Origin of the sequence: Chryseobacterium nakagawai (genome assembly GCF_900637665.1) — a bacterium.
GTDB lineage: Bacteria > Bacteroidota > Bacteroidia > Flavobacteriales > Weeksellaceae > Chryseobacterium > Chryseobacterium nakagawai.
Window position 1 is genome coordinate 4,903,616 of record NZ_LR134386.1, and the last position, 11,858, is coordinate 4,915,473.

The window sequence follows — 11,858 nt, forward strand, 5'->3', positions numbered from 1 at the left end:
GGAATCGAACCGCTCCATAAAACCGTTTGGGATATTTTTTTAAAATTCTAAAGAACTTTGATAAGGCACTTCTAAATCATAATATTTTCTGAAAGCCTTACCTAATTTTTCTTTAATTATTAGCCTTTCCTTTTCATTAACATGGTTTTGATCTGCTAAATAATTATTATGTAAAACAGCATTCCAATTTCCTTTCCAAGGTTTTTCATCAATAAAACTCTGATAGGTCGTGAACATTTTATGTCTATATATAGCATCTTCTTTTTCTTCGAGTGTCTGATACCTGGTGTACACTATAAACATCCATCTTGATGCTTTTCTCTCGTTATCTTCAGGCAATCCACAAGTATCATTTTCAAACATCACTGTTAATGCTCTTTTCTTTAGGATCTTATTGATCTTCGAAACCCCATAGAAAACACGAAGATTCTTTTTTTTTAAACAATTCCACCTTTCTTCAATTTCTTCAGGCGTTAAAGGATCATTTAACATTGTTTTAATTTTGTTCCCAAGAGCGGAATCGAACCGCCCCTTAAAACCGTTTGGGATCGCTGGACTTATACTATAAATCCTTTTGTTTTTTCTTTACCGTCAATGCTATATTCATGTAGATCTGCATCATCATTATAGACATCTTTAAACATTGAATTTAGTTTTCCATGATACTGGTCAGGAATAATCCAAAAACATTGATTGTGATGACTGCTTAAAGTTCCATCAGCTTCTCTAATCAAAACTACATCGGTTCCGAATGCTCCCATCTTGCGGCGTACCTGTACTAGTTTTCCTATTTTCATCTCCATACTACCCTGGATTAGACCAGAGAGGACAAATTTTCCTTTGTCGGAACTGATAAAAGGCTTAATAATACCTCTTGGCTCACCCTTCATATACTTTTTTAAGGTTTCTATTTCTTCTGTTTTTCCACTTTCTCTCATAGACTATATATTTATATATTATTGATGATTTAATTCTTCATTTTTTATGTTTTGAAGATTTTCAGCTTCAACAACTTCATTAAAAGTTTTATTGATAAAATCTAAATCTTGCTGAAATACAATAGGAGACCGAAGTTTTATAAATAGGTTCCATTCGTCATTTATATAAGCATATCTATTGCAGTCTAAATACATAAAATCGGTTTGGCGGTTATGGAATTGTTCCATTGCTTTGTACGTTTTAAATTCTTTAGACTTTAATTCAGAGCCACCTTCATAATACTCAAGCTTAAAGAGCTCTGCATTTTCAATATTTAATTTTCTCTTGAATTTTGCCATATTTTCTAATGATTTTATTTTGTTCCCAGGAGCGGAATCGAACCGCCCCTTAAAACCGTTTGGGATTACTTTGGATTTTCAAGGGGAAAAATTTCCTTGATATCTGTTCCTTCTGGAAAGTCAACTGCTGTAATTGACAAGGGAATAAAGATCTTTTTTCCCTGGGGGTTAGTTGTATATGCTTCAATGAAAAACGCAGACCGTACAGGCTTATATGCGGCTTGTATAATATCAACTGCATCTGTAAACTTGTCGTCATTAAACTCTTCAGCCAATTGACGCAACTCAAGGACCCTCGATGATTTTAAATTCCCTTTGGCATCCTTTTTTAGCAGTTTATTAATGGTACTAACAAGTTTTGCACTGTTATCATCCTTGGCCATGCTATCAATAACCTCCTTTATCTTATCTATTCCGGCATTTACAGTATCATCCCAACCATCAACAACACGGAATCCATAAGTGATGCCGTTCCCTTTATCATCACTAAAAGAATGTCCCTGTTGCCCTTGTTTAATGTCAAACACCTCTGATTTCATTTCCAAAAGAATGCTTAAGCCTTGGAAAACCTCTAGCTTCGCATTAGAAAGCATTGTAGAGATATTTAGTAGTGTGCTAATAAAAGTAGGAATCGAATCCTTTACTGTTTCTTTATAAGCCATTCTTGCTTCTGCTTTGCTTGCTTCTGCAACTTTAGCAGCTGCTTTTAACTCTTCCGGCGAAACACTCTGTAGAAGCGCAAGCCTATCCTCTAATGTTAGTTTATTAATGTCTAATGTGTTCATTTTGCTTTAGTATTTTGAAGTTCTTTTATTTGATGATCTAATTCTTTTATCCTGTACTGCTTTTTCTGTACTATATCCTTATCTATTGCAATACTTAGCTGCCATATAGCCATTTCTTTTCTCCTTTCTAATTCCTTTAATGCTTTTGATATATCAGGAAACTTGTCTAATATTGCCATCCTTGTAGTTTTTATAGTGTTCTTTGAAAGACTTGTCTCTTAATTCCCATACTCGGCCGTTTACATTATCGAAAACCTTAATGAAAAATTCATCTTTTAGTTTATTAAATTCAATAATCTCATCAAGATTGAGAGTTCTTGAAACAATGCCTTCTGGATTTTTTTGATTTTCAGGGATGTAAAATCCATTATTGGTAGTAAATCTTCTTTGTAATTTCTTACAATCAATTTCCAATGCAAGAATCTCATATTCTTGGTTATGCATTATCTTAGCCTTGGTTAGAAAGGAATTGCTTTGTATTATTGTGAAGCAAATTCCATTTTGTATAAATTCTTTAATTATCATTTTTAAGTGTTTTGAAATTTTATTTTTTCTCTTATTACCGTCCTTTTTAGCCGTCTTAAATCTTCAACTACTTTTACATTCTGAACTTCATCCTTGCTGATTTGTATTTCTTTAAAAACCGGACTCAATTCATTGAATATCATCTTATGTATTGCAGGATCACTCACGCCATTCGCTATACATATTTTTTGCACGCAATTGGAAGTTGCACCAATCAGATTGATATAAGCACGGCCAAAACGGCTCTCAATCTCATCAAATCCTAGTTTTTTCAGTTTTACACCTCGTGAAATTCTTTGTTCCAGGTGTGGAGTTCCGGCAATAATAAGCCCCATTTCATCCTCATTTTCATTGTACAAATGGATAAACCATCTTAGGGCTGAGTCTTTCAATTTATCAGCTTCATCTACTATTAAAAGAGGCTTAACGCTTGTTCTTTTTCTGAAGAATTCACAGACTTTCATTCCTAATTTATCAATGTGCATATAAGATTTTCCAGTATCTATACCAAGCATTAAACATAATTCTGTTAAGAATTCACGTTTAGCCCATTCACGACAACGGATATAGAACACACCACTATCTGCATTACTTTGAGAGAATGATTTTAAGGGTGCTGATTTTCCTATTCCAGCTTTATCACTGATAATCATAAAAAGATTATAAGCTTTAGCATCACTACAAATTTTTGAAACTTTTTTATAGTTGATAGTTTCAGCAATTTGCCATTCTGAATCATCCCAACCACAAGCTTTGCCAACTTTTAGCCATAATTCAGGTTTAATGAGTTCCCATTTCCCGTTAACCATCTGGGAGATAGTAGCAGTTGAAACATCGGCTTTTGTAGCTACTTGTCCGTAGCTACCAAGCCGTTCTTTTTCTGTATTAATTGCAATAACTATTGCAGATTTTTGTAAGTTTGTCATATCTTAATAATTTTGAGACGTATTTCTTAGGATTATGTCCTCAATATCTTCAGGAGAGTAGTCATCTCCTGAAGCTTTTTTAAGAGGCACACTATAGCTATCATCATTGAAGCTGTCTTCAAAAGCAGTAATCGCTTTTTTATCAGTATACATGCCCATCATTGATGCATCTTCACCAATCATTGAAGCAAGTTCATTTTCTTTCATTTCAGCAATAGCATTGGCCCTTGCTTTGGCCTGACTGATTTTGTCAAGTTGTGGATTCTTACCTTTATTCTGAACCTTTTCAAAGAATTCAGCCTCACATAATGATATTAATAGATTCCCGTTCTTTTCCCAAAGGAATACAACAGATAGGTCATTAAGATCATAAGTGATTACAACTTTTTTATTGAAATAGTTTGAAATAATATCATAATAAGATGGGCTCACCATATAATCAAACTCTACTCCGACAAACTCTGTCATAAATTGACCATTACTTTTGAGTGTTATTTCTTTTCTAAGTCCGAACAACATTGAAATTGTTGATTCTGGAATAAAGTTAACATGCGGTTTCTCGCTATATTCGTGTAGCTGTGCAGGACTTGAATGTACAGTAGAATGCTTTCTTGAATACTTTGAAAAAGACGTATTTCTATATTTTTCAATATGTACACTGGCTTCATCAATATTTGCCTGTAGATCCCATCCTGTCTTTTTTGCCTCTTTCTTAATTCTCTTCAAATATTCTGCGGATCTGTGAGCATAAACAGTTCGTGATTTTATCCCTTCACCATAGAAATAAGCTGAGTCCATAAGGAAAACAGATTGAAGGGTTCTAAACCATCTTTCAATACCTGCTTTTTTATTAGCATGAGAAGAAAATGTCATAGTAACTCCAAGTGATTCAATTCTTTCAAAAAAATTAGTCATCTGTGGAGTATTGTGACCAGGGAAACGGTCAGTTACCCATTCGTGAGGTAAATATCCTGCATTTTGGACGGCCATTTTCATCGCTTCTAAATAAACTACATGGTTTTCATCATAGTCAAATGAATAGCCCAAAATATCACCAGAATGTACATCCCTTACTGCAACAACAATTATGTATTTTTCAACTTTTTTAGTTTTTTCATCGCCATTCTTATCAATATATGTCACTTTTCCTTCGTGAGATATCATATTGACACGAGTTGCATCCATTTCCCAACAGTCACCAGCAAATAATGCCGTTTGGAAAGGAATATATGATTTATGAATATGTGATTTGCTGCTTGATGCTCCAAAACGTTTTAAACCTGTCAAAAATTGAGTTTTAGGTAGTTCTAAAATAGTTTGCCCGAACCAACGCCTTGAAGGTGTTTTTTTAGTAGTCATTTCACATAGATCAGACACTTTTCTAATAATATGCTCATTAGAGAAGTTTTGAGGCATTGATCTCAGCTGCATAACCCAACTGAACACTTCAGGATCATTGTAGATCTCAGCATTATTATTACCGGTTCTAGGCAAATGAATAATATCAACTATCGCCTTATCTGTTGTTTCAAGAAGTGTTATTTTTTCTTTTAACTTCAAATAATGGTGTGGTATGTATTGTAAATCAAGGTCTGAAATAATCGGACTTAAGTCTTTATAAATTTTATTAGCTGTTCCTGGATAATCATCCTTTTCATCCAGAATAAAATCTAAAACTGAACATGCCTTAGAAAGCGCTATCCTTTGGATTTCATTGGCTTCCTTGTAGAATTCTGCATATTGCCTTGAGACAAGGCTTAAATGCTTTTTAAATCTTGTTTCAAGATTTGTATCTTCTTTAGATTTACATGATACTTTGTAAGCATCTTTAAGAGCTTCTGAATCACCAAAATGATTTCTATAATTTTTTGGAGCTTTGTTCGGAATGTTGTTTATGCAATAATAGAACTGTCCAGACTGTTTTCCCCAACGCCAAGACTTTCCAGAGTCAGGCATGAAGTCTTTTGCTTTCGCAAGGTCACAAGCACGCACTGTTTTTTTATAGCGAATTCTTGCAACTTTTAAATAAGTGTCTTCTAATCCACAAACCGAAATAATCAGACGCTCCGAAAGCCAAATGCTTTCATTGCTCCCTGATTGTCTTACTAATATGTCTGTAGATTTAAATTCCATTTAAAAAAATTTGTTCTCAGAGCGGAATCGAACCACTCCATAAAACCGTTTGAGATTATTATTGTATTGTTTTGTAGGTAATTAAGAAGTTAACACCAAATATCAGATGATATCGAGCCATTTCTTTACAGTGAGTTATAGGATCAACAACTTGTATTTGCTTAAAGCTGTAAATTGATAGTAGTATCTTTTTCATAATATTTATTATCTAGTTAAATCTTTTAGTTCTTTAAGTATCTTTAGACCTTTACCTCTTGTAGGTATACGTTCACCTCTGGCTATTTTACCAACATATTCTGCATCTGTATTATGCTTCTTTGCAATAGTTTGATATACTGTAACAGATTTATTTTTTATTTTTTGGGCTAACGTCTCCATTTTTTATTAGATTTGTACCGTTTTACAAGTACAAATATATAACATTGTTGCGAAATATCGCAAATTATATTGCAAAAATTTGCAATTAATTTACGGTTTACCGTATGTGGAATTATAACTATGCTGAAAATCAAAGAGATAAGAGAGAAAAAAAACATTACCCAAGACGAAATGGTTGCCCGAACAGGTATACCTAAGCGCTCTTATGTAGATTATGAGAATGGTAAAAGTGATATTCAAATTAGTAAATTGCAGAAAATCGCAACAGTATTGGAGGTGACAGTAGGGTATTTAATTGGAGAAACCAAAAATGAAAATTTGGTTATCATTGAAAATGATAACCAAAATGATAACCAAAATGATAATATTCCAAAAGTTGAAAATAGGTTATCATCAAGTCCGGAAACACAACCTAATATAGAATCCGGATCAGAGTATAATAAGGTGATGAGTAAAATAAAATTTGCTGAAGAAATTAATATTTCAAATGATAGTGGAGCACCTTACTACGAATTACCAGTAAGTGCTGGTAAATTACATGAGTTAATTGATTTGCAGGAAAGGCCAACAGGATACATAAACATGCCTGGAGTAAATTGTGATGCGTTTTTTCCTATTACTGGAGCTTCATTTGAACCTTATATAAAGGCAGGAGATATAATTGGTATAAATTTCATAGATAGATGGGAAAATTTAGATCCAGATTGTATATACTTAATAATTACTCACGATCAAAGAATGATAAAGAGGCTAATGGACCATCCTACAGATTCCACTCTTTTAGTATGTATATCTCCTAACTACAGAGAATTTAATATTGATAAGTTTACAATCCGATATATTCATAAAGTTACTTTTAGAGGTCATCCACTTTAGTTTTAATTAAAATATTAATACTATAAACTCCCTTGTAATTAACATTGTTAATAGGATTTGCTTTTCAAAATTAACATTTAATGAACATCTGATTCTATAAAATTAAGCTCTTTCTATTGTTAAGGCTTTTACTTTTGGTTTTACCGTCTAAGTCAGCGAGATAATTATTAATTCTTTTCTTAACTTTTTGTTCAATCAAACGCTCTACAGTTTTAATTGAATTAGGTTGAAATAAATCCTGAGCATTAATAAAGTTTCCGGTTCTCAAATCAAAATTTTTCCAGTCTGAGAATCCTTCCGGATAAGCTCCTGAAGCTTCACCTTCCATTCCGATAGTCAGAATATTTTTAGGAGTTTCTAACTTTTCCCAACTATAGAAATAAACATAGTTAGCATAAGAAGTCGTTCCGGAAGAAACCAATTTAAAAGGATTAGGACCTGAATTCGGAACATACTCCAATTCATTGACCTGCAGAAATGTATTTATTTTCCTTTCCACTAAAGGATTCTCTGAATAAGAAATCAATGGAAAAGTGGAGTCTTGAGTCTTAGGCTGTAAATCCGATATCTTTAAATTTTTCTGTGAAAAACTTAAACCGGAAATCAGCATAAAAAATAAGACACTTTTCTTCACTATTTAGAATTTAAATACATTAAAATAAACTTGGCTACCAAAGTAGAAATCCCAAGTATAATAAACATATTGGCAAATTTCTTAGAGCTTTTAAACCCTGGTGATGTTGTTTTCTTCAAAAAGAATCCAAAGGCTAGAAATAGGATGGGCAGGATAATCTGTAACATTAGTTTCCTCTCATTCGGTTAAACTCATTGATCACCTCGTGGTGGCTAACTGTCTTATCTTTGAAGTAGGTAACAAAATGTTGTTTTTCTTCTTCTGTAGCACCTAATTGGTTCAGTATGTTCAGTAAGTGCATTTTCATATGACCTTTCTGAATTCCTGTAGTTACTAAAGAGCGCAATGCTCCAAAGTTTTGAGCCAATCCTGAAACAGCCAAAATACTCATCAATTCCTGAGCGGACGGTTTTCCAAGTAAAGCCAAAGAGAATTTTACCAATGGGTGAAGATTTGTTAGACCGCCTACTACTCCTACGGAAATAGGAAGGTCAATCCAAAATCTGAAAACTCCATTATCGGTGGTACAGTGTGTCAAAGATCTGTATTGTCCATCTCTTGCAGCGTATGCATGGGCACAAGCTTCTGTTGCTCTAAAGTCGTTTCCTGTTGCAATTACAACGGCATCCACTCCGTTCATCACTCCTTTATTGTGAGTCGTTGCTCGGTAAGGTTCAATTTCAGCAATGGTAACAGCCTGTTTAAATTTAGCAGCAAATTCTTCAGGAGAAATTCCGCTGTCATCTCTTAAATCTTCCATTTTACAAGACACCTCAGCTCTTACGATACAATCAGGGGTAAAATTGGACAGAATATTCATTACAATTTGCAATGAATTCTTTTCTTCCTGAGTAAAATCTTCACTGGTTGCAACTTCCTGTCTCAATGTTTTTCCAAACTGTTCAAGGCATGAATTGATAAAATTAGCTCCCATTGAGTCTACCGTATCAAAACTTGCTTTTAACTGGTAGTAATTAGGCATTTCTGTGGTTTTATCCACAAGGCTGATATTCAAAATACCCCCACCACGTCTTCTCATGTTAGCCGTGATGTCTTCTGTAGATTCTAGTAATTTTTTCTTTAAACTGAAATTAAAGAAATGTAATAATTTGTGAGGTTCCACATCGAAGATAAAGTGAGTATGTCCCAGCTTTTCTGTATTGATGATGGTAGTTTTAAACCCTCCTTTATCAATCCAGAATTTTGCGGCTTTGGAAGCGGCAGCTACTACTGAACTTTCTTCAACAGCCATTGGGAGTGCCAATAATTTTCCATCAATTAAAAAGTTAGGCGCAATTCCGTAAGGCATATAGAAATTGGAAATCGTATTTTCAGAAAATTCTTCGTGAAGCTTCTGAAGGTCTGCATCGTCATTCCAATATTGTTTTAATATATTTTGATATTCTTGATTACCTTCAAGATATTCGTTTACAAGCCAGTCGATTTTACCCTGCTTTGGGAGCTTGGAAAAACCTTCGATCGGTTTATGATTCATGATATAAACTTTAATGAGGCGTAAATATAATGATTTTGAGACTGTTTTTTGTTGATAACTTCTATGAAAAAAGGTTGACATTTATCAATTTTGGAACTAAATTTGAACACAATTAAAATATACTTTAGATACAAATCATATCAATCTCTTTGCCTTATGAATTTTGACCGCCTTAAAGAAAAACTTGAAATCCTTGCTGATGCGGCGAAGTATGATGTTTCATGCTCATCAAGCGGAGGAACGAGAAAGAATAAAAAGGGTGCTTTGGGAGATAGTTCCGTAAGCGGAATCTGCCATACTTATACCGAAGATGGTAGATGTGTTTCTTTACTCAAAATTTTATTGACTAATCATTGTATCTATGATTGTGCTTATTGTGTATCCAGAAGCTCAAATGATATAAAAAGAGCTGCATTTTCCGTAGAAGAAGTGGTAGACTTAACCATTAATTTTTACCGTAGAAATTATATTGAAGGCTTATTTCTAAGTTCTGGAATTTTCAAAAATGCAGATACAACAATGGAGCGGCTTGTAAGGGTTGCTAAAAAGCTACGCCTGGAAGAGAATTTCAATGGCTATATTCATTTAAAATCCATTCCTGGAGCTAGTGATGGACTCATGCAAGAGGCTGCATTATATGCGGACAGGCTTTCGGTAAATCTTGAAATTCCAACAGAAAGCGGACTAAAACTATTGGCCCCTGAAAAGAACAGGGAGGATATGATTAACCCTATGAGATATATCCAGAAAGGGATTATACAATATCAAGATGAGAAAAAGATTTTAAAGAAGGTTCCTAAATTTGCTCCGGCAGGCCAATCTACTCAGATGATTGTAGGAGCAACCAATGAAAATGACCTGCAAATTATCAAAGTTGCAGATCACTTTTACAAAAATTTCAACCTAAAAAGGGTCTACTACTCCGGATATGTTCCGGTTTTAGAAGATAACAGGCTTCCTTCTTTAACTACCGAAGTTCCCATGCTTCGGGAAAACAGACTTTATCAGTCTGACTGGCTGATGAGATTTTATGGTTTTAAAGCGGAAGAAATCTTAGATCCAAATGTTCCTTTCCTTGATTTGGAAATGGACCCAAAACTGAGCTGGGCACTCCGAAATCTACACCAGTTTCCAGTAAACATCCAGACTGCCGATTACCAGATGATTTTAAGAATTCCGGGAATTGGAGTCAAATCTGCTCAGAAAATTGTGAGTGCAAGACGTTTTCAGATGTTAACACTAGATCACTTGAAACAATTAGGAGCAGCGGTCAACAGAGCAAAATATTTTATTGACTTCAATGCCGGGAATAGCTATTTGAAATATTTGACAGATAAAAATTTTAGAAAACTATTGGTTGGGGGAAGTTCTTCTAAATTCCACAATCAATTTTCACAGCAACTGAGCTTATTTTAATATAAAAACAAAATTCTATCTCTAAATGATAACAACCCTGCTTTACGATGGAAGTTTTGATGGTCTTTTCACTGCGATATTTGAAGTTTTTGAATATCGTTATCTAGATGTAGAAATTGCAAACAAAGAAAAGTTTCATCAGGAAAACATTTTTGCGGAAATACATGAAGTCATAACCCAAACTGATAAATCTGAGCGCGTTTTAAAAAAAATAGAAGAAAATCTTGGCAAACAAGGAGTCTATAAATTTTTAAAAGTTTTTTTATCTGAAGATCCCGAATTGGAGAAAGTCATATTTTCAGCTGTAAAACAATCTGTAAAGAATCCTGAAAAAAATATCCTGGAAAATTATGCAGATGCTGACATCATGAAAATCTCCAAAATTTGTAAATCCGTAGACAGAGAAAGTCACCGAATGACTGCTTTTGTCCGTTTCGAGAAAATGCAGGATGATCTATTCTTTTCAAAAATAGATCCTGACTTCAATGTGCTCCCTTTAATAAGAAAGCACTTTAGTGACCGCTACCAGGATCAGAAATGGATGATTTATGATTTACGAAGAAATTATGGAATTCTTTATAACCTGGAAACCTCTGATTTCTTTTATCCCGATGAAAAACTGGAAATTAAAAATTATCAAGAGAAGTTTCATACTGAGGAAAAGAATTATCAAACGCTTTGGCAACGGTATTTTACCAAAACCAATATTGTTGAAAGAAAAAATATTAAACTGCATGTACAACATGTTCCTAAAAGGTATTGGAAGTATTTGACTGAAAAGTGGTGAATTTAATTGCGCGATGCTTTTTTATTAAATTTCACTGATTATTCGATTATTCATCCACAAGCCCTTGAAAATCAAATAAAAAATCATATTGTGGATAACTTTTTCAACCACATATTGCACAGATTTACACAGATAATTTTTCTTTTAAACTGATATTTTGATCTGGGAAATATTGATTGAATTCTTAATTCATATTCCGACATTGTGGATAACTTTTTCTTACTGTAAATTAGACTTATTTTCGAAAAACCTTTTCCACAGGCATATTTCGTAACCTATTAAATATGTGTTAGATATAACAGTATTTATTATACAATCTCATATTGTGGATAACTTTTTCAACCACAGATTGCACAGATTTACACAGATGATTTTTTCTTTTAAACTGATATTTTGATCTGGGAAATATTGATAGAATTCTTAATTCATATTCTGATATTGTGGATAACTTTTTCTTACTGTAAATTAGACTTATTTTCGAAAAACCTTTTCCACAGGCATATTTCATAACCTATTAAATATGTGTTAGATATAGCAGTATTTATTATACAATCTCATATTATGGATAACTTTTTCAACCACAGATTGCACAGATTTACACAGATGATTTTTTCTTTTAAACTGAT

The 11,858-nt window shown here is 33.5% G+C and carries 14 protein-coding genes; 3 read left to right on the forward strand and 11 right to left on the reverse strand.

Going from position 1 to position 11,858, the window contains the following annotated elements:
- Positions 1 to 39: 39 nt before the first annotated feature.
- The 9 genes from EL260_RS22045 to EL260_RS22085 form a co-directional block, all read right to left on the reverse strand.
- The gene (locus tag EL260_RS22045; RefSeq protein WP_123857647.1) at positions 40 to 492 is read right to left on the reverse strand and encodes a hypothetical protein; all 453 of its coding nucleotides are present in this window, start codon (positions 490 to 492) and stop codon (positions 40 to 42) included.
- Between the two features lie 65 nt (positions 493 to 557).
- Entirely contained in the window at positions 558 to 938 is a 381-nt protein-coding gene (locus EL260_RS22050; protein ID WP_123857648.1) for a hypothetical protein, read from the reverse strand.
- Positions 939 to 956: 18 nt separating this feature from the next.
- Entirely contained in the window at positions 957 to 1,277 is a 321-nt protein-coding gene (locus EL260_RS22055; RefSeq protein ID WP_123857649.1) for a hypothetical protein, read from the reverse strand.
- Positions 1,278 to 1,342: 65 nt separating this feature from the next.
- Positions 1,343 to 2,062: a DUF3164 family protein gene (locus tag EL260_RS22060; protein WP_164466563.1), complete on the reverse strand. Its 720-nt coding sequence runs from the start codon at positions 2,060 to 2,062 to the stop codon at positions 1,343 to 1,345.
- Positions 2,059 to 2,241 (reverse strand): hypothetical protein, encoded by a 183-nt coding sequence (locus EL260_RS22065; protein WP_123857650.1) that lies wholly within the window; start codon positions 2,239 to 2,241, stop codon positions 2,059 to 2,061. Before EL260_RS22065 ends, EL260_RS22060 begins: the two co-directional genes overlap by 4 nt.
- Entirely contained in the window at positions 2,216 to 2,587 is a 372-nt protein-coding gene (locus tag EL260_RS22070) for a hypothetical protein (RefSeq protein WP_123857651.1), read from the reverse strand. Before EL260_RS22070 ends, EL260_RS22065 begins: the two co-directional genes overlap by 26 nt.
- A 2-nt stretch (positions 2,588 to 2,589) precedes the next feature.
- On the reverse strand, positions 2,590 to 3,513 hold the full coding sequence (locus EL260_RS22075; protein WP_123857652.1) for an AAA family ATPase: 924 nt from the start codon (positions 3,511 to 3,513) through the stop codon (positions 2,590 to 2,592).
- A 3-nt stretch (positions 3,514 to 3,516) separates the two neighbouring features.
- Entirely contained in the window at positions 3,517 to 5,646 is a 2,130-nt protein-coding gene (locus EL260_RS22080) for a DDE-type integrase/transposase/recombinase (protein ID WP_123857653.1), read from the reverse strand.
- A 204-nt stretch (positions 5,647 to 5,850) separates the two neighbouring features.
- Positions 5,851 to 6,024 carry an XRE family transcriptional regulator gene (locus tag EL260_RS22085; protein ID WP_123857654.1) on the reverse strand — a complete coding sequence of 58 codons (174 nt, stop codon included), beginning with the start codon at positions 6,022 to 6,024 and terminating at the stop codon, positions 5,851 to 5,853.
- A gap of 120 nt (positions 6,025 to 6,144) precedes the next feature.
- Between EL260_RS22085 and EL260_RS22090 the strand changes: the two genes are divergently transcribed.
- Entirely contained in the window at positions 6,145 to 6,900 is a 756-nt protein-coding gene (locus tag EL260_RS22090; RefSeq protein WP_123857655.1) for an XRE family transcriptional regulator, read from the forward strand.
- 94 nt (positions 6,901 to 6,994) lie between these two features.
- Here the strand turns inward: EL260_RS22090 and EL260_RS22095 are convergent, their stop codons facing one another.
- Together EL260_RS22095 and EL260_RS22100 are read right to left on the reverse strand one after the other, a co-directional pair.
- Positions 6,995 to 7,534, reverse strand: a complete 540-nt coding sequence (locus EL260_RS22095; RefSeq protein WP_185145927.1) for a hypothetical protein — start codon at positions 7,532 to 7,534, stop codon at positions 6,995 to 6,997.
- 166 nt (positions 7,535 to 7,700) lie between these two features.
- Positions 7,701 to 9,029 (reverse strand): hydroxymethylglutaryl-CoA reductase, degradative, encoded by a 1,329-nt coding sequence (locus tag EL260_RS22100; protein WP_123857656.1) that lies wholly within the window; start codon positions 9,027 to 9,029, stop codon positions 7,701 to 7,703.
- A gap of 156 nt (positions 9,030 to 9,185) precedes the next feature.
- Between EL260_RS22100 and EL260_RS22105 the strand changes: the two genes are divergently transcribed.
- Both EL260_RS22105 and EL260_RS22110 read left to right on the forward strand, forming a co-directional pair.
- On the forward strand, positions 9,186 to 10,445 hold the full coding sequence (locus EL260_RS22105; RefSeq protein ID WP_123857657.1) for a putative DNA modification/repair radical SAM protein: 1,260 nt from the start codon (positions 9,186 to 9,188) through the stop codon (positions 10,443 to 10,445).
- A 25-nt stretch (positions 10,446 to 10,470) separates the two neighbouring features.
- Positions 10,471 to 11,232: a TIGR03915 family putative DNA repair protein gene (locus EL260_RS22110; RefSeq protein ID WP_317126514.1), complete on the forward strand. Its 762-nt coding sequence runs from the start codon at positions 10,471 to 10,473 to the stop codon at positions 11,230 to 11,232.
- Positions 11,233 to 11,858: the final 626 nt, after the last annotated feature.